Annotated in this window: 14 protein-coding genes and 1 pseudogene; 5 read left to right on the forward strand and 10 right to left on the reverse strand. The window is 72.2% G+C overall.

Annotated elements, in window-relative coordinates:
- Positions 1-33: 33 nt before the first annotated feature.
- From pulA to AB0368_RS07750, 3 genes are all read right to left on the reverse strand, one after another.
- Positions 34-5,391, reverse strand: coding sequence for a pullulanase-type alpha-1,6-glucosidase (pulA, locus tag AB0368_RS07740; protein WP_366153007.1), 5,358 nt, complete (start codon positions 5,389-5,391; stop codon positions 34-36).
- 180 nt (positions 5,392-5,571) lie between these two features.
- Positions 5,572-5,847 (reverse strand): hypothetical protein, encoded by a 276-nt coding sequence (locus tag AB0368_RS07745; RefSeq protein ID WP_366153008.1) that lies wholly within the window; start codon positions 5,845-5,847, stop codon positions 5,572-5,574.
- On the reverse strand, positions 5,844-6,038 hold the full coding sequence (locus tag AB0368_RS07750; RefSeq protein WP_366153009.1) for a hypothetical protein: 195 nt from the start codon (positions 6,036-6,038) through the stop codon (positions 5,844-5,846). Before AB0368_RS07750 ends, AB0368_RS07745 begins: the two co-directional genes overlap by 4 nt.
- Before the next feature lie 270 nt (positions 6,039-6,308).
- On the opposite strand from AB0368_RS07750, the gene AB0368_RS07755 reads away from it, so the two are divergent.
- The gene (locus tag AB0368_RS07755) at positions 6,309-6,539 is read left to right on the forward strand and encodes a hypothetical protein (RefSeq protein WP_366153010.1); all 231 of its coding nucleotides are present in this window, start codon (positions 6,309-6,311) and stop codon (positions 6,537-6,539) included.
- A gap of 33 nt (positions 6,540-6,572) precedes the next feature.
- On the opposite strand, the gene AB0368_RS07760 is transcribed toward AB0368_RS07755, so the two are convergent.
- Positions 6,573-7,388, reverse strand: a complete 816-nt coding sequence (locus tag AB0368_RS07760; RefSeq protein WP_366153011.1) for a siderophore-interacting protein — start codon at positions 7,386-7,388, stop codon at positions 6,573-6,575.
- 45 nt (positions 7,389-7,433) lie between these two features.
- Here AB0368_RS07760 and AB0368_RS07765 point away from each other — a divergent pair, with 45 nt between their 5' ends.
- Entirely contained in the window at positions 7,434-8,201 is a 768-nt protein-coding gene (locus tag AB0368_RS07765; protein ID WP_366153012.1) for a class I SAM-dependent methyltransferase, read from the forward strand.
- Positions 8,202-8,276: 75 nt separating this feature from the next.
- On the opposite strand, the gene AB0368_RS07770 is transcribed toward AB0368_RS07765, so the two are convergent.
- From AB0368_RS07770 to AB0368_RS07780, 3 genes are all read right to left on the reverse strand, one after another.
- Positions 8,277-8,765, reverse strand: a complete 489-nt coding sequence (locus AB0368_RS07770) for a GNAT family N-acetyltransferase (RefSeq protein ID WP_366153013.1) — start codon at positions 8,763-8,765, stop codon at positions 8,277-8,279.
- A gap of 68 nt (positions 8,766-8,833) precedes the next feature.
- Positions 8,834-9,418, reverse strand: a complete 585-nt coding sequence (locus AB0368_RS07775) for a hypothetical protein (protein WP_366153014.1) — start codon at positions 9,416-9,418, stop codon at positions 8,834-8,836.
- Between the two features lie 44 nt (positions 9,419-9,462).
- Positions 9,463-11,532: a DUF5127 domain-containing protein gene (locus AB0368_RS07780; RefSeq protein WP_366153015.1), complete on the reverse strand. Its 2,070-nt coding sequence runs from the start codon at positions 11,530-11,532 to the stop codon at positions 9,463-9,465.
- A 169-nt stretch (positions 11,533-11,701) separates the two neighbouring features.
- On the opposite strand from AB0368_RS07780, the gene AB0368_RS07785 reads away from it, so the two are divergent.
- Together AB0368_RS07785 and AB0368_RS07790 are read left to right on the forward strand one after the other, a co-directional pair.
- Positions 11,702-14,839: an AAA family ATPase gene (locus AB0368_RS07785; protein WP_366153016.1), complete on the forward strand. Its 3,138-nt coding sequence runs from the start codon at positions 11,702-11,704 to the stop codon at positions 14,837-14,839.
- A 90-nt stretch (positions 14,840-14,929) separates the two neighbouring features.
- Entirely contained in the window at positions 14,930-16,072 is a 1,143-nt protein-coding gene (locus tag AB0368_RS07790; protein WP_366153017.1) for a hypothetical protein, read from the forward strand.
- Here AB0368_RS07790 and AB0368_RS07795 read toward each other — a convergent pair.
- From AB0368_RS07795 to AB0368_RS07805, 3 genes and pseudogenes are all read right to left on the reverse strand, one after another.
- A pseudogene (locus tag AB0368_RS07795) lies at positions 16,028-17,621 on the reverse strand (glycoside hydrolase family 13 protein). The gene AB0368_RS07790 and the pseudogene AB0368_RS07795 overlap by 45 nt on opposite strands.
- A gap of 5 nt (positions 17,622-17,626) precedes the next feature.
- The gene (locus AB0368_RS07800; protein WP_366153018.1) at positions 17,627-18,808 is read right to left on the reverse strand and encodes an acyl-CoA desaturase; all 1,182 of its coding nucleotides are present in this window, start codon (positions 18,806-18,808) and stop codon (positions 17,627-17,629) included.
- 9 nt (positions 18,809-18,817) lie between these two features.
- On the reverse strand, positions 18,818-19,891 hold the full coding sequence (locus AB0368_RS07805; RefSeq protein WP_366153019.1) for a ferredoxin reductase: 1,074 nt from the start codon (positions 19,889-19,891) through the stop codon (positions 18,818-18,820).
- Between the two features lie 109 nt (positions 19,892-20,000).
- On the opposite strand from AB0368_RS07805, the gene AB0368_RS07810 reads away from it, so the two are divergent.
- On the forward strand, positions 20,001-21,221 hold the full coding sequence (locus AB0368_RS07810) for a helix-turn-helix domain-containing protein (RefSeq protein ID WP_366153020.1): 1,221 nt from the start codon (positions 20,001-20,003) through the stop codon (positions 21,219-21,221).
- The last annotated feature ends 1 nt before the right edge of the window (position 21,222 follow it).

Raw genomic sequence — 21,222 nt, forward strand, 5'->3', positions numbered from 1 at the left:
GGCACGCGGCGCTCGGCTCGCGGTCGGCACCGCTCAACTCTGCACGAACACCGCGACGGATCTGGCCGGGACGGTGAATGTGCCGGTCGCTGCGGCGAAGGACGCCGTGCGCAGCGCCGGGTCCGCCGCCGTCCGCTGCACCGGGTGCAACGCGACCTTCGCTCCGCGCAGTGCGGTGACCGTCTGGGTGGCGGCCGCCGGAGTCGCGTTGAAGACCACCGTCACCGACTTCCACCGCTTGTCCAGGCCGCGGCCGTCCAGCGTCATGGTGATGACGCCGGGGGTCTCGGCCGCGCCGGCGACCGGGAACGACAGCCGCTTCTGCACCGCGGCGGCGTCCGGCAGGCCGAAGACCGGCGACGAGCGGCGGATCGTCAGCAGCTCCCGGTAGGTGGCGTCGGCCAGGCCGATCGCCGCGCAGTCCGGCTTCAGCGCCGGGTCGGCCAGCAGCGGCTTCGCGTACGGCCACTTGGCCTCGTTGTCGGCGGCCGGGGGAAGGCCGCGGCCGAAGCCGTTGCCCTTGGTGCAGTCCCATTCGATGCGGTTGAACCAGTCGCCGGAGTTGAAGGAGTTGCGGTCCAGCGACTTGGAGCGCAGCCGCTCGCTGCCGGCCGTCACGAAGCCGACGCCCTGGCCGAGCGCCGTGGTGGCCAGCGCCAGCGACTGCATGCGGGCGCGGTCGGTGGCCGAGGTGCCCTGCGGCAGCTTGTACGCGAGGGCGTCGTACAGGATCTCGTTGTCGTGCGCGTCCACGTAGGTGATCGCCTCCACCGGCCGGGCGGTGTACCCCGCCGGCGAGCCGTTGTAGTCGATCTGGGCGCCGGTCTTCACCGTGCCGTCGGAGGCGGTGAACGAGTACGTCGCGAGGTTACCGCTGAGCCCCACCTTGATGAGGTCCTGGTAGTGCAGCAGCCGTGCCTTCTGCTCGGCGGCCGTACCGTTCACCGGGTCGCCGTTGGGGTCGGTGAACAGCCCCGAGCCGAAGCCCTGGACGCGGGGGTCGTCGTCGAACGGGCCGCCGCCTCGGACGGCGTCGCGCAGCCGGTCGTTGAAGGTGCCGATGCCCGTACCGGCCATGTTCGCCTGGGTCGCCTGCACGAAGCGCGCGTTGCCGGCCACCTCGCCGAAGTCCCAGCCCTCGCCGTACACGTAGATGTTCTTGCCGTCGACGCCGTCGCGGGCGACGGTGAGCTTGTCCAGGGCGGCCCGGACGGCCAGGATGTTCGCCTTCGGGTGGTGGCCCATCAGATCGAACCGGAACCCGTCGATCTTGTACGCCCGCGCCCACGTGACGACGGAGTCGACGACGAGCTTGCCCATCATCGCGTTCTCCGGCGCGGTGTTGGCGCAGCAGCTGGAGTTGGCGACCGTGCCGTCCTCGAGCAGCCGCTGGTAGTAGCCGGGCACGATCTGGTCGAGCACGGAGTGCGGGTCGGTGCCGGCGGCGGAGGTGTGGTTGTAGACCACGTCCATGACCACGCGCAGGCCGGTGCCGTTGAGCGCGGCGACCATCTGCCGGAACTCCTTGGTGCGAGCGGCACCCTCCGGGTTCGTGGCGTAGCTCCCCTCCGGCGTCGTGTAGTGCAGGGGGTCGTAGCCCCAGTTGTAGCCGTCGGCGTCCGCCACCGCCGCGATGCACTTCTGCTGCTCGGCGGAGTCCGGCGGCAGGGCGGCCAGGTCGCAGGCGGGCTGCTTCTGGTCGGCGCGCTGCTCCGGGACCGTGGCGAAGTCGAACACCGGCAGCAGGTGCACGTGGGTCGTGCCCGCCTGCGCCAGCTGCTTGAGGTGCTTCATCCCGGCCGAGTGCGGCTCGGTGAAGGCGGCGTACCGGCCCTGCTCGGAGAAGTCGCGGACGGACAGCTCCGAGATCTGCAGCTTGCCGGGTGCGGGCTTGCGCAGCCGGTTCCAGCCCGCCGGGGCCAGCGCCGGGTCGCTCAGGTCGGCGATCAGGCTGTGCGTCGAGTTCGCCGACAGGGCGACCGAGTACGGGTCGGTGACGCTCGCCGTGACGACCTTGCGGGCGGCGGGCTGCCAGGCGGTCACCCGGTAGCGGTAGTACTTGCCCTTCCAGTCCTGCGGCCCGGCCGCCGACCAGACGCCGGTGCGCGAGTCCCGCGCCATCGGCACCACCCGGGCGGACGCCGACGGGCTGTCGAAGAGCTCGAGCTGCACCGACTGCGCGGTCGGCGCCCACACCGCCAGCCGGGTACGCCCACCTTCGAACACCGGGCCGAGCCGCGCGCTCGTCGCCGCGGCGTAGACGTCGTCGAGCACGCCCGCGGTCTGCACTCCGGTCGCGTTGAGCAGCTTGCCGTGCGCATCGCGTTCGGTGACCGCGACCTGTCCCTTGAGGATCTCGCGGACGTCGGTGCGGCGGGGCAGCGTGAAGGCGCCGTACTGCCACAGGTGCGGGAACTTGTGCCGCTGCGCCTCGGTGAGGCCGTTGCGCTGCGCGGTCAGCCGGATGCTGTGCTCCGGCGCCGCCGGGTCGAGTCCCCCGCCGGGCGCCCAGATCAGGTCGTAGATGCGGCCGTCGGTGCCCGCGCCGACCGGTTCGAGGGTGCTGCCGGTGCCGGTCTTCCAGGCGATGGTCGAGCGGTCCAGCCACACCGCGGCGGACTTGGTCAGGTCCACGGTTCCGCCACCGCCGGCCTTGCGCACCACGGGCAGCAGCCGATCCGGTACGCCGGCCAGCAGCCACACCTCGCGCCCGGCGGACGCGAAGTCGAGCCGCTGGTCGTCGGGCAGATCCTTGGTGTCGCCGTTGTGGATGATGTAGTTCAGCCCGGTGGCCCCGGCGGTGAGCGGCACCTTGAAGGTCACGCCGAACGCGTCGGTCGCGGCGGGCGCCAGGGGCGAGGACCAGTCGGTCGGGTTCGCGGCGCCGTCCCACACGTGCAGTCCCCAGCCGCTGTAGTCACCGTCGGCGCGGCGGTAGTGAATGATCGCCGTGTTCTGGTCCTGGCTCACCGGCGGCGGTTCGGTGCCGATCGCCGGATCGCCCTGCTTCAGCCAGACCTCCGGATTCGCCGTCGGATCGAGGAAGCGGTCGGCGGCGACGTCCTTGGTGCCGTTCTTGTCGACCACGATGAAGCCCACGTTCTTGGCGCCGGGCTTCAATTTCACCCAGGCGAAGCGCCCGTACGCGTCGACGCCGGCGAACGGCTGCCCCTGCGGCCAGGTGGTCTGCGCGGACTCGTCGATGTCGCCGAAGGCGTACAGCCCCCAGTCGTCGTAGTCGCCGGCGGGACGCTGGTAGTGCACCACCGCGTAGCCGGGCCCGGCGCTGACGACCGGGGTGCCCACCTTGATGCCGCTGGTCGTGGCGGCGGTCCGCCCGCGGCTGTCGCGCACGACGGCCCGGTAGGTCACCGGCGTCGCGCCGGCCAGCCCGGTCAGGTCGTGGTAGATCCGGTACGGCGCGGTGTCGGCGGTGCCCAGGGTCCGCCAGCGGCCCTCGCCCACCTTCGCCTGGAAGGTGACGGTGGCCAGCGGGTCGCCGGTGACCGCGGCCGTCAGCTCCGTGCGCGTGGGCACGAACGCCCCGGCCTCGGGCGCGGTGATCCGCACGGCCGGCGCCGCCGCGGGTGCCGGGATCGTCCTGGCGGCGCGGTAGACGACCGACGACAGGGCCGGGACGGTGACGGACAGCTTGCCGTCGGCGCCGGTGGCGTTCGCACCCGCACCGCCGTAGATGCCCTGGAACGGCGAGTTCGGCGTCCAGGTGTCGACGGTGACCGTCTGCGCGGTGGTCGCGTTGTTGACCGCGATCACGTACTCCTGCCGCTTGGCGCGGTCGATGCGGGACGCGGCGAAGATGCCGGGCCCGTCCGCGGCGTACCGGGTGACCTGAAGGCCGTCCCGCAGGGCCGGGTGGGCCTTGCGCAGGGCGCCCAGAGTCGCGATGGTCTGGTAGATCGGGTGCCCGGTCTCATAGTTGGCCTGCGCGTGGGTGCGGTCGGTGCCGATCAGGTCGTCGTCGAGGTAGTCGGGGGTCCGGCTGGCGAACATGTCCTGGCGGGCGTCCTTGTCGCCGCCGGGGCCGGTGAAGCCCTGCTCGTCGCCGGAGTAGATCACCGGCTGGCCGCGGGTGAGGAACATCAGCTCGTGGGCGAGCTGGTCGCGGCGCAGCTGGGTCGCGGGGTCGGCCTCGCCCGCCGCGATGAACGAGCCGATGCGGCCCATGTCGTGGTTGCCAAGGAAGGTCGGCAGCCGGTCCGCCGTCGTGTCGTCGGTGGTGTAGAGGTCGTCCTTGGCGTACAGGTCGGCCAGCGCCCCGGCGGAGCCACCGTCCGCGGTGAAGGTCTTGGCCGCGGCCTGGAAGGAGAAGTCGAGGGTGGCGGGGAGGCCGCCGCGGCGCACGTACGTCGACTCGACCTCCTGGTCAGCGCTGTAGACCTCGCCGAACATGAAGAACCCGGGCTTGCCGGCGTTCCTCGCGGCGTTCTCGATGCCCGCCGAGAACTGCGGCCAGAAGTCCAGGTCGGAGTGTTTGACGGTGTCGAGACGGTAGCCGTCGATGCCGGTGTCGCGAATCCAGTCCGCGTAGATCTTCGTCATGCCGCGGACCACCTCGGGACGCTCGGTCCACAGGTCATCGAGGCCGAAGAAGTCGCCGTACTCGCTGTTCTCGCCCACGAAGGTGGTGTCGCCGCGGTTGTGGTACATCGCCGGGTCGTTGAGCCAGCCCGGCACCTTGACGTTCTTGTCCTTGGCCGCGATCACCGGCGTGTACGGGTACGACTTCGCGTTCACGGCCGGGAAGGCGCGGGTCCCGTCGGCGTAGTTGCGGTCCTCGAAGGTGCGCCCCTGCGCGTCCTTGTACGGCTTCGTGGCCTTGTCGACGTACGCGTACGTGTTCTCCGCGTACTTGATGACGTCCGCGGTGTGGTTGACGATGATGTCGAGGTAGATCTTCATGCCCCGCCGGTGCGCGAGCCGCACCAGGCGCTGGAGGTCGGCGTTGCTGCCGAAATGCGGGTCGACCTGGGTGAAATCGGTGATCCAGTACCCGTGGTAGCCGGCCGAGACGTCGGTGCCGCTGCCCTGCACGGGCCGATTCTTGAAGACGGGCGCCAGCCAGATCGCCGTCGTGCCGAGACCCTGGATGTAGTCGAGGCGGTTGATCACGCCCTGCAGGTCGCCGCCGTGGTAGAAGCCCTTGTCGGTAGGGTCGTAGCCGGTGGCGAGGCGGTCGCCGGAGAGGCCGCCGCGGTCGTTGCGGGTGTCGCCGTTGGCGAAGCGGTCCGGCAGGACGAAGTAGAACTGCTCGTTGGCGGTGGCGCTGCCGGGCCGGTCGAAACCCCAGTCGGCCGCGGGCGGTGCGGCCTGGGCGGGCGCGGGAACCCACACGCCGAGAACGAGACAGACGGCGAGCAGGAGCCTGCTCACCCGCGAGATCTCCACATCGAGGCCTTCCTATCGGCGGGGACGACGCACGCTAACCTCCGGCCGATCGTCCATGCAAGACCTTGCAAGGGCCGTCATGCCATTACATCGAATCGCGCAAGAAACGCTGCGGACATCTCCGGGCCAACGGGGAAGGATCCGGCACGGTCGATGGCGCTCGGCTCAGCGGCGGGCGAAGTAGAACGCGACCACGCCGCCGAGCAGCGTGCCCAGCGTCGCGATGACCGTCCCGAAGAATCCGGTCACGTCCTCGAGCGATTCCGGTCGCCAGAATGCGACACAGGTGGCCAGGCCGATGATGAGAACCACGCAGACAGCGAAGATCCACAACAGCATGCCGGCAACTTCCCGGACATGCGCGGGGGGCGGCGGTTTCGGCGGGGGGTTCGAGTCGCAGGACGGTTCACCCTCGTCCTCGGCGAGATCCATCGTCGTCATGGCAGAAGCCCCTTCTGCGTCGGCTCGCCCTCGCACGCGCTCAGATCGACCTCGGTGTGACCATCGGCATGGAAGTACAGCGACGATGCCAGAATCAGCGGGCCGCAGGGCAGATCCGCGGCGGGCGAAGGTTCATCGTCGAGATCGAGGCACCGATTCGCCTCATTCGGAAGTTCTGCACCACCGATCACATCATTACCATTCGTAGCATGGCGCGAGAAGCGTGATATATGGCCGTGATCGTAGCCATTCGGCAATTCCGCGCGTGCAACTTTCCGCTGCTACGGTTGCGTCGGCCCAGAGCCAGCCCTGAACCATCTCGTGAGATGTCCTCAGGCTGGCCACAAACCAGCCGAACAGGGGATCATGACGCGGCGCTGCGTCATGTTTGCTGAAAGAGCGGCACGTCAGAGGGGGACGGAACCGTGGCCACATATGGAACAGAAGAAGACACCGGAGCGATGACCATGCCCCCGCATACACCCCCCGCGACGCCGCCCTCGACCAAGGTCACGGTGAAGCTCAACGCGCGCTCGATGGCGGCGCTGGAACGCGCCAGCGAGCTCGTCGACCTCAACAAGACCGACACGATCAACCGGGCGATCCAGTTCTACGCCACGATGCTGGCCCGTTCCGACGAAGGGATCGTCACCGTGCTGAACAACGGTCAGTACGAACGCTTCCACATGTAGGCGCCCGGGCGGTGGACCGGCCGCGCGGCCGGTCTACCGCCCCTGCTCCGCCTCTACCTGCTGGTTCCACTCCCGCTTGCTCGTCTGCCAGCCGTCCTCGTTCAGGCCCCGGCGCCAGTAGCCGGAGATCGACAGCCGGGCCATCGGGATCTGCTTCTCCACCCGCAGCAGGCGGCGCAGCTCCTTGACGAAGGCAGCCTCGCCGTGGACGAACGCCTGCACGTCGCCCGCGGGCCACTGCAGGTCCCGGACGGCCGCGACCAGGACCTCGCCGACCGGCCGCCCGCCGCGATGCAGCCAGGTGACCTCGGCGTCCAGCTTCTGCTCCTCGGCCGCGTCGGCCACCTCGATGAAGGCGTGCACGCGCGCGCCCACCGGCATCCGCTCGAGCGCCGCGGCGATGGCGGGCAGGGCACTCTCGTCCCCGGCGAGCAGGTGCCAGCCGGCGGCCGGGTCGGGGGCGTAACCACCACCGGGGCCCGAGAACCGCACCACGTCACCCGGCCGCGCCGAGGCCGCCCACGGCCCGGCGATGCCCTCGTCGCCGTGCACCACGAAATCGAGCCAGAGCTCGGGGATCTCCGGATCCCAGCGCCGCACCGTGTACGTCCGCACGACCGGCCACGCCTCCCGCGGCAGCGTCTCGCGGATCTTCTCCAGATCGAACGGCTCCGGATAGGCGACGCCCGGCTGCGGGAAGAGCACCTTGACGTAGTGGTCGGTGAACTCTCCGGCCTGCATCTCCCGCAGGCCTTCGCCGCCCACCACGATGCGCACCATGTGCGGGGTGAGCCGCTCGACCCGGGTCACGACACCGGTCCGCGCGGGCCTGGCTGGTCTGTTCGGCATGCCGGTAAGGCTACCCTTATCGATCCAGTGCCTATCCTGAGCGGCATGGTGCGCGATGTCTGGGACCTCGGGGACGCCTACGAGGCGTACGTGGGCCGCTGGAGCCGCCGGGTCGCCCGCGAGTTCATGGCGTGGCTGGCCCTGCCGCCAGGCGGCCGCTGGCTCGACGCGGGCTGCGGCACCGGCGCGCTGAGTGCCGCCGCGCACGACGCCGGAGCCGGGCAGGTGATCGGCGCCGACCCCTCGCACGGCTTCCTGCGCGCCGGCTCCGGCCCGAGGATCGCCGGGGACGCCCGCGCACTGCCGCTGCGCGACGCCGCGTGCGACGCCGTGGTCAGCGGGCTCGCCCTCAATTTCGTCCCCGATCCGGCCCGGGCGGCCGCGGAGTTCGTACGGGTCACCACCCCGGGCGGCACGGTCGCCGCGTACGTCTGGGACTACGCCGAGGGCATGCAGCTGATGCGCCGCTTCTGGGACGCGGCCACCGAGGAGGACCCGGGCCACGGCCTCGACGAGGGCGCCCGCTTCCCGCTGTGCCACCCGCAGCCGCTGACCGACCTGTGGCGCGACGCCGGCCTGGCCGGGACGGTCGTCCGGCCGATCGAGATCCCGACGGTCTTCGCCGACTTCGCCGACTACTGGGAGCCGTTCCTGGGCGGGCAGGGCGCGGCACCGGCATACCTGATGTCGCTGCCACCCGAACGCCGCGACGCCATCCGCGACGTGCTGCGTGGCCGCCTGCCCACAGCCCCCGACGGCACGATCCACCTCACCGCCCGCGCCTGGGCGATTCGCGGAACGGTCACGGCCTGACCTGCCACAGCGCGCTGACCGGCACGGCACGCGGTCTGTCGCCGAACGGCCGCGGGGCGGCATAGCCCGCTCGGGTCACGGTGGGTTTCCATCCGCGGCAGCCCCATCGGGCGCGAGGTTGAGGTTGAGGCGTTCCAGGCCAGTGACGGGCTGAAAGCCGACTGCGGTGTAGAGCGTGAGAGCCGGAACGTTGTCGGTCTCGGTCTGTAGCGACAGGCGCTGCGCACCGGCGGCACGGGCGTCGCTGATGACCTGCTGAAGCAGAGCGTTCGCGATACCGCTACGGCGATACTCAGGAACAACGTAGAGGTCGCGGATCATCCACGCGGTGCCCAGTACCAGGGACGCGGGCATGATCGCGGTCGTGATGAAGCCGCAGACCTGGTCGGCCCGGACAGCGGCGGCGACCGAGAGTCGGTGGTGTGCGAGCTGGTCGTGCAGCCAGGCACGGGTGACGTCAGGCGACGGCCGTTGGCCGTAGTGCTTTCGATAGTCGTCGAACAAAGCGACCACCCGATCGAACGCGTGATGGACGGGGGTTATCGGCGCCACTGTCGGTGTCACGCCGCCCAGTCTGGCTGACGATCACCCGGGCCGGATGTCGTCCCTGCCCGAGATCCGGGACACACGCCCTAGCGGCCGGGCGGGTGGTCCGGCAGGACCGTGAGTTCGAGGTGGTCGTCGGCGAATGTCGGCGGCTGGGGGCGCGTCCGCTTGCGCACCGCGCGGCGCAGCCGGTCGCTCCGCCTGTACAGCAGGAATGCTTCGATCGACAGCCACGCCACGGCGAAGCCGATCGTCACCTGGCCGAACGTGCCCGAGGTGTCGGTACACATCATGGCGGCCGTGCCCAGCACCAGCACAACCCGGGCCGCCCGGGCCCATAGCGCGCCGGTGAAACCCACGATCAGGATCGCGACCGCGGCGATCCGCCAGGCCTGCCACAGGTGGTCACCGCTCACCGGCAGGCCGGCGGTGTGATCGGTGAGGAATGCCCGGACGGGCTCCGTCACCAGGGGCAGCAGGTACACGGCGATGGGCCACGGGATCTCGACGAGGTTCCATGTCATGTCGCCCCTGAGGACCAGCACCACAGCGAGCAGGGCGACCAGCAACGGCAGCACGACGAACAGCAGCACCGCCGTACCCGCGAGGCCCCGGACGATCCTGAGCCAGACGGGGCGGTCCTCCGACCTGCCGAGAAATCGCTTGATCATGCCCACGGCCGGTCATCCTGGCAGAGGGGCGCAACCAGCCGGCGTCAGACGGTGAGGAGGGCGTAGAAGCCGCCGACCACCGGCCGCGCCTGGAAGCCCTGCTGGCGGTCGGTCACGACGTCGTACCAGTCGGTCATCGGCACCCGCTGGCCGGTGGTGGTCGCGAACCGGTGCAGGCCGTCGATGAGCAGGTCCCGGATCTCGTCGTGGTCCTTCAGCCAGGCCGCCGTCCACATCTCCCAGTCCGCCTTCGTGTATGAGTGCCGCGGGTCGAGCGGCACCCCGTCGGTCGCCGCGCGGGTCAGATACCAGGCCGCCTCCTTCGCCGCCACGGCCTGCGGGACGAGGCCGAGGCCGAGCACCGCGTCGGCGTAGCCGTTGTACTTGAGGCTCCACGTGCCGTCCTGGTCGTACGCCAGCTTCAGGTGCCGCCCCGACGGGTCCGTGGCCATCCGCTCCCATTCGGCGATGTACTGCCGGGCCGTGGCCAGATAGGTGGTGGCGCGGCCGGCGTACCCGGCGATCCTGCTCATCGCTGCGAGCCCGACGATGCCCTTCAGGGCGAGGTTGACGCTGTGCGCGATGAAGCCGGTGAAGTCGTCCGTCTGGTTCTGCAGGTCCGGGTCCAGCGCGTGCTCCACCAGGTAGTCGGCCCACCGCTGGAAGGTCGGACAGTGCCGGGCCGCGTACGCCCGCCGCTCCGCCGCCGGGATCCGGGCCAGGTACGCCGCCGCCATGATGAGCATGTTGGCGGACTCCTCCACGGGCATGTCCTCCTCCCCGGTGCCGGAGAGGTGCCCGTCGGCGTTCGGGTAATGGGTGCCCAGGTCGTGCGGCGCGAACTCGTGCGGGTAGCCGCGCTTCTCCACGTAGTCCAGCAGGGGCGCCAGCAGCAGCCCCAGGTACTGCGGGTCGGCGTACAGGAAGACCGGCATGGCGGGGTAGGTCACGTCGACCGTCTGCATGTTGCCGTTGCTGGAGATCTCCTTGAGGAACGCCCACGGCTCGCCGTCCTTGACGGCCAGGTCGGTGGCCGCGTACGCCTGCCTAAAGGCGAGCGCGCACAGCGCCGCGTACTTCGCTCCCCCGGCCCGGGTCGCGTCCCGCTCGATCTTCGCGTCGAGCCGGGCGCAGCGGGCGACGGCCGCGGTGAAGTCGGCGTGGAAAGCGGCGACCATCTCGGGCCAGCCCGGCCAGTAGCTCGTCCACAGCGGACGCAGCCGCTCGCCGAGATAGCTGACCACCGGCTCCCGCACGTGCCCGATGCTGAGCACGAACGGCTCCGTCCGGGACCCCCCGACGGTCCCCAGGTCCATGTTGTACGCGAAGACGGGCCACCGGTCGTTGATCGGACGCGGCTTCTGCGGGTCGACGGTGTTGAGAAGCGCGCCGGCGTGCGCCCGCACTTCCCCGTCGGGACCGATCTGCCAGGTCAGCCCGGGCCGCGCGGGGCTGGAGAGCACGACGGTCCCCCACTCGGCGCTGTCGCCGGTCTCTCCCAGCACCCGCGGCTCGCTCTGCCCGAAGCTGAGGCTGACCACACCCCCGTGCTCGCGCTGCTCCCAGGTGATCGGCCGGCCCGCGTCCCCGGACGCCCACTCCCCCGACACGTCGACGTAGACGGCGACCCGGTGCCGCGCGCCATCGATGCTGCGGGCCGTCACGCTCAGGTAGCTCAGCGGCTGGGACTGCCGCCGCAGATCGCCCGGGGTCACCGGGGACAGGAAGCTCACGGTGAGCTCCACGCCGCCCTGCTCGAGGACGAACTCCGATGTCGTCGCGGTGACCGTCAGCGAGGTCTGCCGCATGCTGGGAAACGGATACGGCGCCGGCGACGCGGGCGCGCCCAGGAACAGCACCGGTGCGCCGTCGATGACGGCGAGCCCGGTCATGGCGGTCACCCGGCCGGTCCAGAAGGTGGGCCAGCTGCCGGGCAGGTTGTCGGCGGCCAGCCAGGTGCTCAGGTACGGCGACCGCACGGCCAGCGGCACGGCGGGCGGGCGGAACCGCTCGGCCGATGTCCGCGCGGGCACGGCACCGGCCGGCGTCTCGGGCATCAGGGCACCGGCGGCGAGGCCGGCCGCACCCACCTGGAACAACCGTCGACGCTCCATGAAGCTCCCGTCTCCGCACACAAGTCAACGGGATCAAACTAGACCGGACACACGCGACGCGCTAGTGACAGATGTCAATGCGTGGGCGCCGGGGGGAGAGCCCTTCTCCGGCACTCGGCTGTCATGTAAGCGCTAGACGCGATCGGAGGGTGCCGGAAAGGTGGCCGGGGTGTGGGGAAACCTGGTGCGGGGGCACCGTCATCGGCTCGGCCTGTCGCAGGAGGAGCTCGCGCTGCGGGCCGGAATCAGCGTCCGCGGCCTGCGCAAGATCGAGCGTCATCAGACAACCCGGGTACGCCCGGCCACCGTCCGCCTGGTGGCGGCCGCGCTGGGGCTGACCGGCACCGAACGCGACAGCTTCTGCGCGGCGGCCTGGGAGGAGGAGGCTTCGGGCAGTTCCGGTCCCGGGGAGCCGGAGGCCGGGCGGGCGCAGGGAATCCGGCTCGGTTCCGCGCCGATGGTGGGCCGCGACCCCGAGTACGCCCTGCTGCGCGGCGCCGTCGAGGCCACCGCCCGGAGGAGGGGCGGAACCGTCTTCATCGTCGGAGAGCCCGGCATCGGCAAGTCACGGCTCGCCGCCGAGATCGGCGGGTTCGCCGAGCAGCGCGGCCTGATCGTGCTCCGGGGGCGCGCCGGGCAACCGCCCGGTCAGTTCCGCCCGCTCACCGAGGCCCTGCTGTCCGTGCTGCGGTGGTCCGGGCCGCCCGAGGTGGCGGGCCTGCGGCCGTACCGGTCGGCGCTCGCCCGGCTGGTTCCGGAGTGGCCGGCCGGCGATGCGGCCGAGGAGCCCGGCATGGTGGTGCTGGCGGAGGCGGTGCTCCGGCTGATCGCGTTCGTCGGTCGCGAGCGGGGCTGCGTGCTGGTGCTCGAGGACCTGCACGATGCCGACCCTGACACCCTGGCCGTGCTGGACTATCTCATCGACAATGCCACCGCCGCGCCGGTGCTGATCGTCGCGACGACGCGGCCCGGCCCGGTGCCGGCGGCACGCCTGTGCGACGCGGCGCAGCGGCGGCGGGCGGCAGCCGTTCTCGCGCTGCACCGCCTCGACGCCGCGGCTGTCCGGCAGCTCGCGGCCGGGTGCCTGAACGTCGCGCGGGACGGCGTACCCGCCGCTGCTGTGGAGCGGCTGCTGGAGAGTGCGGACGGCGTTCCGCTGCACGTCGAGGAGCTCCTGGCCGAGATGGCCGCCACGGGCGCGCTGACGTGGGCGGACGGACGGTGGACCGCGTCGCGCCGGATGGCGTGCCGGATCCCGCCCGGCCTCACGGCGACGTTGCTCGGCCGGGTCGACCGGCTGAGCGCCGGCACCGTCGAGCTGCTGACCTCGGCCGCCCTGTTCGGACGACGGTTTCCCGCAGCTGCCGCCGGCGCCGCGGCCGGAATCGACGGCACCCCGCTGGTGACCTGCCTGCGGGAGGCCGTGTCGAGCCGGCTGGTTGAAGCGGAGGACGATCCACAGTGGTACGCCTTCCGGCACGTCCTGACCGCCGAGGCGCTCCGGGCCCGCCTCCTGCCGCTGGAACGGTCCCTGTACGCCCGCCGCGCCGCCGAGGCCGTCGAACAGGCGCGGGTGGGCCGCTTCGCCGAGATGGATCAGCTCGCCGGTGAGCTGTGGTGCGTCGCGGGTGAGCCGGAGCGCGGCGCACGGCGGCTCCTCGCAGCGGGGCGTACGGCGGCGGCGCACGGTGCCGCCCTCACGGCGATCGTGGTGCTGGAGCGAGCCCTGGGCCTGGCCACCGGCGAACTCGCCGCCGACGTCGCCACCAGCCTGATCAAGGCCTATGCGATCGCCGGGCGCATCGATGACGCGTACGCCGTCGGCGCTCAGGCCCGGGACGGCTCGCGACCCGGTCAGCGCGCCGGCCTGCATGTGCAACTGGCTCGGGTAGCCGTCACGGCGGGCGACTGGGCACGGGGGCGCCAGGAGCTGGCACGGGCGCGTACGCATGCCGGAGCGGACCCGGACCCCGCGGCGGCGGCCGGCATGGATGCGGTCGAGGCGCAGCTCATCTTCGGTGATCCGCTGTCGCCGCACCGGCTGCGGGAGTCACGGCGGCTGGCGGAGCGCGCTCTGCACGGCGCCGGCACGACGGATCAGTACGAGGTGACGTGCAGCGCGCTCAACACGCTCGGCCGGGTGGCGCGCCTGCACGACCTCGCCGAGGCGGACGCGTTCTACGAGCGGGCGCTGGCCGTCGCCGAGGAGCATGGCCTCCTCGCCTGGAGGCTGCGGCTGCTCTACCACCTCGGCGCCGACCTGGCGATCCGGGAGGCCGACGAGGACCGGCTGGTGCAGGCACTCGCCCTCGCCGACAAGGCCGGTGCCGTCGTGACCGCGTTCGACATCGAGCAGGAGCTGTCCGTCGTACGCCTGTGCCGTGGCCGGTTCGACGCCGCCGAGGAGTCCGCCCGGCGCTGTGAGGAACGGGCGCAGCGCCTGCGGCTGACGCACACCCGGCTGCTGGCGCTCGGCACCCGGGTGATGATCGCCGGGCACCGGGGCCGCCGGTCTGAGATGACGGCGCTCGCCACCCGCTTCGCCGAGCTGGGCGGGGAGGACGACTTCTCGTCGGCGGTGCACGGCCTCGGTGTCGCCTTCTGCCATCTGCTGCACGAGGAGGGTGAGCAGGCGCTGGCGGAACTCGCCGGGGCGCACGACCGCGAGCTCCGGCGCCCCGCCTCGTACCTGTCCTTCAACCCTGGTCCGTACCTTTTCCTGCGGGTTCTCGCGGGGCGGGCGGGAGCGGCCGACTGCGCGGAGTTCGCCCGCTCGGCGGAGGTCCAGGCCCGCTGGAACCGCCAGTTCCTGGCGCTGGCGGAAGCGGTCGTCCTGGGCCGGGACGGGCGGCGTAGGGATGCGGCGCACGCCGCCCGCCGCTTCGTCGACCTCGCCGAGCCGTTCCCGCTCGCGCGGCATCTCGGCCTGCGGCTGGTGGCACCGGACGCCCTGGACGGCGGGTGGGGTGAGCCGATCCCCTGGCTGCGGGCGGCGGAGGCCCATTTCCATTCGGCGGCGCCCGCGGTCGCGGGTGCCTGCCGGGCCCTGCTGCGCGGGACCGGCGAGCGCGCGCCGCAGCATCGGCGCGGCAGCGAGGCGATCCCGCCCGGCCTGCGGCGCTGCGGGGTCACCGTCCGCGAGTTCGAGGTCTGCCGGCTGGTGGCCCAGGGGCTGAGCGATCCCCAGATCAGCCACCGCCTGTACCTGTCACCGCGGACGGTGGAGAAGCACGTCGCCCACCTTCTGGCGAAGACCGGCACCGGCACCCGCCACGGCCTGGCGGCACTCCTCCAGGAATCCGGGTAGGCGGGCGGCGGAATGGTCGTACCCGGCGGGGTGCCGCCGCCGGACGGGGACGGAAACCATGGCGGGAGCATTCACGGGAGAGGAAGTACGATGCGCAGCTTTCGATTCAGCCGGTGCGGCCCGCTCGTCGTCGTGGTGATCCTGGCCGCGGCGACGACCGGCGCCGGTACGCCCGGGAACCCGGCCGCGATCTCCAAGTGGTCCGAGGTCTCGCCGGTTCCGCTGCCCTCCGGGTTCACGAACAGTGTGCTGGAGGACGTCGCCGCGAGCGGGCCCGGCGAGGTGTGGGCCGTCGGTTCCGCGTGGACCGCCGACCGGCAGCCGTTCGTCCTGCACGGCACCGGCACCTCTTGGGAGGTCGGCACGCTGCCGCGGACGGCGGCGGGAAGCTATCTCACGGCGGTCGACGCCGTCGCGATCGACGACGTCTGGGCGGCGGGCGCCGGGGTGACTCTGCTGCATTTCGACGGTACGGCGTGGAGCACGGCGCCTGCCCCGGCGGCGGCGCCCGGGACCGAGGACGATCTCGAAGGACTGGACCTGCGCACGGCGGACGACGGCTGGGCGGTCGGTGACACCGTCGGCGGCAGCGCGCCGGTCCCGCTCGTGCTGCGCCTGCAGCACGGCCGGTGGGTCCGGTCGGCCGCCCCCAAGATCGTCGACGCCCGGCTCACCTCGGTGGAGTCGTTCTCGGCCACCGACGCCTGGGCCGCGGGAACCCGGATGGTCGGCGGTGTCCAGCTGCCGCTGGTCCTGCACTGGGACGGCGTGGCATGGACCGAGGTGACGGTTCCGGCGCCGGCGGGGACCGTGCTGAACAGTGTGGCCGGCATCGGACCCTCGGACCTGTGGGCCGCGGGGACCAGTTGCCGGACCGCCTGCTCCGCCGTCGTCCTGCATCTCCTGCGCGGACGCTGGGAATCCGTCCCGGTGTCGGGAGGCACCGAGGTGACCGAGGTCCTGCCCGTCTCCGCGACGGCCGTGTGGACCGTCGGATTCGATCGCTCCGCCACCGGCGTCCAGTCGCGCCGCGTCGAATTCTGGAACGGGACCGGGTTCACCCGGGAACAGACACCGCTCGAACCGACGTCCACCGGGGGCGGCAGCAACGGTGAGCCGGCCTCGGCCGCGCCGCTCGCCGGGGCCACGGCCGACCCGGTCTCGGGGTCGCTGTGGGCCGTCGGCTGGTCACAAGGCGTACCGCGACTGCCCCGGATCATCCGGCGGGACTGAGGCCGGCACGCGGCGCAGCCAGGCCGCGGTGTCCGGCGGCAGCAGGCCCGTCCTCCGTGAGGGGCCCGCTGGTCAGCACCACGGTCCCGGCCGGGAGCGGCACGGCCCGGTCGCCCATGGCTACGGCCAGGACCAGACCCTTTCCGTGTACGGCGACCAGCAGGCCACCGTCGTGCACGGCCCACTCGACGGGATCGCCCGCGCCGAGGATCCCATCGGCATGCCACCGCCTGCGCAGGGCCAGCGCCGCCCGACAGAGGACGAGCGTCTCCGGTTCGGCCTCGACCGCGTGATCGCCCCACCCCGTCGGCACGGGCAGCCACGGCGGCCCGGACCCGTCCGGCGAGAAACCGAAGGCGCCGGCCGGGTCGCGGCGCCACGGCAGGGGGACGCGGCAGCCGTCGCGGCTGATCCCCGACCGGGCCCAGGCCGGGTCCTGCCGCGCCGCCGGCGGGACGTCCACCTCGGGCAGTCCCAGTTCCTGCCCCTGGTAGAGGTACGCGGCCCCGGGCAGCGCGAGGATTGTCAGCAGGGCCGCGCGGGCGCGGGCCGCGGTCCCGTAGCGGGTGGGCATACGGACGACGTCGTGGTTCTCCACCACCCACGTGACGTCGCCGTGCGCGAGCAACCGGCTGCCGATCTCGCGCCACCACCCGGCGTCCCACGGTGCGGTGACGAAGGCGAAGGCGAACGCCTGATGCAGCTCGCCGGGGCGTACGTAACGCGCGGCCCGCTCGGGCTCCAGATTCACCTCGCCGATCAGCGCCCGCGGCGGGTGGTACGAGTCGGCGATCGTCCGCCACCGGCGGTAGACGTCGTGCACCTCGTCCCGGTCGCAGGCGAGCGGATTGCCCCGCAGGCGCATGGGCGGCACGGCGGCCGGGTCGGGCAGGTCCGGCAGGCCGGCGGCCTTGTAGAGCCCGTGGGCGACGTCGATGCGCAGCCCGTCCACGCCCCGGTCGAGCCAGAAGCGCAGCACGCCGTCGAAGAACTCGGCCGTGCGCGGATCGCGCCAGTTCCAGTCGGGCTGCTCCGGCGCGTACAGGTGGAGATACCACTGGCCGGGCCGGCCGCCGGGTTCGGTGATCCGGGTCCAGGCCGGGCCGCCGAAGACGCTCGGCCAGTTGTTCGGCGGTTCGTCCCCGCCCGGACCGCGGCCGTCGGCGAAGTGGAACCGCGCCCGCTCGGCGCTGCCCGGCCCGGCCGCGAGCGCGGCGCGGAACAGCGGGTGCCCGGCGGAGCAGTGGTTGGGCACCAGGTCGGCGACGACCCGCAGGCCCCGGGCATGCGCCTCGGCGAGCAACGCGTCGAACGCGGCGAGGTCGCCGAACAACGGGTCGACGTCGCAGTAGTCGCTGACGTCGTACCCGTGGTCGGCCTGGGGTGAGCGCTGGAAGGGCGTCAGCCAGACGGCGTCGGCACCCAGGCCGGCGACGTATCCGAGCCGGGCGGTGACGCCCGCGAGGTCGCCGACCCCGTCAGCGTCGGAGTCGGCGAACGACCGCGGGTAGATCTGGTAGACGACGGCGGTGCGCCACCAGCCGTCCACCGTTCTCAGCTCGCCGGCTTGGGCTCCGCGCGCTGCCAGCGGGCGGCCGGCGTGACCGTCGGGTCGAGCTTCTTGCGCGGCGGGCGCACCGAGGCCGGGCCGCGGTTGGGCAGCGACAGCCGGAAGACCTTCGCCCATGCGGAGGCGACCTGCTTCGGCATCGGGCCGGTGACGTACTTCAGGTCGTACTTCTCGAACAGGGCCCGCACCTTCGGGGCGATCTCCGCGTAGCGGTTGCTGGGCAGGTCGGGGAAGAGGTGGTGCTCGATCTGGTGCGACAGGTTGCCGGTCATGATGTGCAGCAGCTTGCTGCCGCTGATGTTCGCCGAGCCCAGCATCTGACGCAGGTACCACTCGCCGCGGGTCTCGCCCTCGATGGAGGTGCGCTCGAAGGTCTCCACGCCGTTCGGGAAGTGGCCGCACATGATGACCGAGTGGGTCCACAGGTTGCGGATCAGGTTGGCAGTGGCGTTGGCCGCCATCGTGTGCAGGAACGACGGGCCGGACAACGCCGGGTGCACGACGTAGTCCTTGAGCATCTGCTTGCCGACCTTGCGGCGGACCTGCTTGAGAGCGGCCCGGAACTCCGGCGAGCGGCGGCGCTTCTTCGTCTTGAGGTTGCGGCCCAGCTCCAGGTCGTACGCGGCGATGCCGTACTGGAAGAAGCAGGCGTTGACGAAGTTCCACAGCGGCTGGCCGAGGTAGACCGGGTGCCAGGGCTGGTCCTCGTCGACGCGCATGATGCCGTAGCCGAGGTCGTTGTCCTTGCCGACCACGTTGGTGTACGTGTGGTGCAGCTCGTTGTGGGAGTGCTTCCACTGCTCGGCCGGCGTGGCGCTGTCCCACTCCCAGGTCGAGGAGTGGATCTTCGGGTCGCGCATCCAGTCCCACTGGCCGTGCAGGATGTTGTGCCCGACCTCCATGTTGTCCAGGATCTTCGCGACCGACAGGCCGGCGGTCCCCACCAGCCAGGCCGGCGGGAACAGCGAGAACAGCAGGACCACGCGGCTGCCGAGCTCCAGGCGGCGCTGCACCGCGATCATCCGCCGGATGTACGCGGCGTCGCTCGCCCCGCGGCTCTCCACGATCTCGTCACGGATGGCGTCGAGCTCGATGCCGAGCTGCTCGATGTCCTCGGGCGTGAGGTGCGCGATCGGGCTGACTTTCTTGCGCTGCAGAATGGTCACGGTGGTTCCTCAGTGATCGATGCGGCAGGGGCCGGCGGCGGCGTTGATGCAGGTCTGGACGAGGATCGAGTCGCCCGGCTCGGCGACGGTGAGCGAGCCGTCGCGCAGGTCGCGGACGGCGCCCTCGCGCAGCGGCAGCACGCACTTGAAGCAGATGCCCATGCGGCAGCCGGAGGGCATGAGCATCCCGGCGGCCTCGCCGGCCTCCAGCAGGGGCTCGCCCCCGGGGGACGCCACGGTCTTTCCGGTGCGGGTGAAGGTCACGTCCCCGCCCCCGGCGCCGTCCACGACGACCGTGGGCCGGAACCGCTCGGTGCGCAGGCGTTCCCGGGCGCCGGCCTGCTCCCAGTGCTCCTCGAGGTCGTCGAGCAGCTCGTTGGGGCCGCACGCCCAGGCCTCGCGCTCGAACAGGTCGGGCACCAGCTCGTCGAGGTCGGCCGGCTTGATCCGGCCGTCGGTCCGGGTGTGCCGCTCGATCAGGCGGATCCGCCCCTGCCCGGCCAGCGCCCGCAGGTCCGCGCCGAAGACCGCGTCCTCAGCGCTGCGCGCGGAGTGCACGACGACCACGTCGCTGATTTGGTGCAGGTGGCTGCGCAGCATGCCCATGACGGGCGTGATGCCGCTGCCGGCCGTCACGAACAGCACCTTCGCCGGGACGGCGGGCGGCAGCGTGAACTCACCCGCCGGCACGTCGAGGTGCAGGATCTGACCCCGCTTCGCGCGGCGGACGAGGTGGGTGCTGACGGCGCCGCCGGGGATCGCATTGACGGTGACGGTGAACCGATCGTCGCCGCGCCGGGGCGCGCTGGTGATCGAGTACGAGCGCCAGAGCCGTACGCCGTCGACGTCGACGCCGAGCCGGACGTACTGTCCCGGGGTGTGCGGCCGCCAGCCACGGCCCGCGCGCAGCGTCAGCGTGACGCTGTTCGCGGTCTCGGGCCGGACGGCGAGGACCTTGGCGCGCAGCACCGAGGCGTTGCGGAGCGGAGCAACCTGGTCGAGATAATCGGCCGGGACGAGCGGTGTCGTGATCATCTCGACGACCCGCCAGGCCCCGGACCGCAGGGTCTGCGTGACGGCCATGACTCAAGAATGCTGTGTTCCGGGAACGAATGCCTGACCTGCCGAAGTGAATCCCGCGGGAGTTATTGTTCGTGGAAGACAAGATTCTGCCGTCAAACCTGGAGCCGGCATGGACGAGACACTGCCCGACGTACGCGACTTCCGCCTCTCGGCGGACCTGGTGGCACCCCTGCGGAAGGGGCTGCCGGGCGTCGCCGTGCAGACGATCACGGCCATCACCGCGGAGGTCCCGGCGTACAAGAAGGCCTTCACCGGGGTGATGGGCGCCACGATCGAGAAGGCGGTCCAGGCGGCCCTCAACACGTTCCTGAACCTGGTCTCCCGGGCGCCGGGCTCCGACGCACGCTCCCCGCTGGCCCCGGCGCTGCAGGCGGCGTACGCCCTGGGCCGCGGCGAGGCCCGCTCCGGCCGCAGCCTCGACGCGCTGCTCGCGGCGTACCGGGTCGGCGCCCGCGTCTCCTGGCGCGAGCTCGCCGCGATCAGCGTCGCCGCCGGTCAGCCGGCGCCCACCATCGCCCACTTCGCCGAGCTGGTCTTCGCCTACATCGACGAGCTGTCCGCGGCGAGCGTGGCCGGCCACGCCGACGAGCTGGCCAAGTCGGGCCGGGCCCGCCGGCGCCACCTCGAGCTGCTGGCCCAGACGCTCGCCGCCGGGGAGCCCTCGCACGTGGCGACCGCCGCGGCGGAACGCGCGGAGTGGACCCCGCCGCAGACCTTGACCGCGGTGCTGGTGCCCGAGCGCGCCGCGCGGCCGGTGGCCGACCTGCTCGACCCCCGCACCCTCCAGGTCGCCGAGGCCGGCCCCGACCTGCCGGAAACCTCACTGCTGCTGGTCCCGGACGCGCACGGCCCGTCCCGGGCCCACCTCCTGCGCCTGCTGGCCGGCCGCGGCGCAATCGCCGGCCCGGCCCGCCCGTGGCTGCGCGTCCGCGAGTCGCTCACCCGGGCCGTCCGGGTGTCGCGCCTGGGGCTGGGGGCGTCCGGCACGGCCGCCGTCGACACCGAGGACCACCTGCTGACCCTGGTCGTGACCGCGGACTGCCAAGCGCTGGCGGACCTGCGCGAGCGGGTCCTGGCGCCGCTGGCCGAAGAGCGCGAGGCGACCGCTGCCAAGCTGGTGGAGACGCTGCGCAGCTGGCTGCTGCACCAGGGCCGGCGCGAGGACGTGGCCGCGGAGCTGTTCGTGCACCCGCAGACCGTCCGCTACCGCATGTCCCGCCTGCGCGAGCTGTACGGCGACCGCCTCCGCGACCCCCAGTGGCTGCTCCTGCTCACCGTCGCCCTCGCCACCGGGGAACGCGCGGCCGGCGCCCCGCGTGGCGAGGCATAAT

The organism is Actinoplanes sp. NPDC051475 (genome assembly GCF_040689425.1).
GTDB lineage: Bacteria > Actinomycetota > Actinomycetes > Mycobacteriales > Micromonosporaceae > Actinoplanes.

Excerpts from the sequence above, each read along its gene's own strand:
- AB0368_RS07745 (WP_366153008.1), bottom strand. The coding sequence starts at position 5,847 with ATGACGACGATGGATCTCGCCGAGGACGAGGGTGAACCGTCCTGCGAC.
- AB0368_RS07755 (WP_366153010.1), top strand. The coding sequence starts at position 6,309 with ATGACCATGCCCCCGCATACACCCCCCGCGACGCCGCCCTCGACCAAG.
- AB0368_RS07760 (WP_366153011.1), bottom strand. The coding sequence starts at position 7,388 with ATGCCGAACAGACCAGCCAGGCCCGCGCGGACCGGTGTCGTGACCCGG.
- AB0368_RS07765 (WP_366153012.1), top strand. The coding sequence starts at position 7,434 with ATGGTGCGCGATGTCTGGGACCTCGGGGACGCCTACGAGGCGTACGTG.
- AB0368_RS07775 (WP_366153014.1), bottom strand. The coding sequence starts at position 9,418 with ATGATCAAGCGATTTCTCGGCAGGTCGGAGGACCGCCCCGTCTGGCTC.
- AB0368_RS07780 (WP_366153015.1), bottom strand. The coding sequence starts at position 11,532 with ATGGAGCGTCGACGGTTGTTCCAGGTGGGTGCGGCCGGCCTCGCCGCC.
- AB0368_RS07790 (WP_366153017.1), top strand. The coding sequence starts at position 14,930 with ATGCGCAGCTTTCGATTCAGCCGGTGCGGCCCGCTCGTCGTCGTGGTG.
- AB0368_RS07805 (WP_366153019.1), bottom strand. The coding sequence starts at position 19,891 with ATGGCCGTCACGCAGACCCTGCGGTCCGGGGCCTGGCGGGTCGTCGAG.
- AB0368_RS07810 (WP_366153020.1), top strand. The coding sequence starts at position 20,001 with ATGGACGAGACACTGCCCGACGTACGCGACTTCCGCCTCTCGGCGGAC.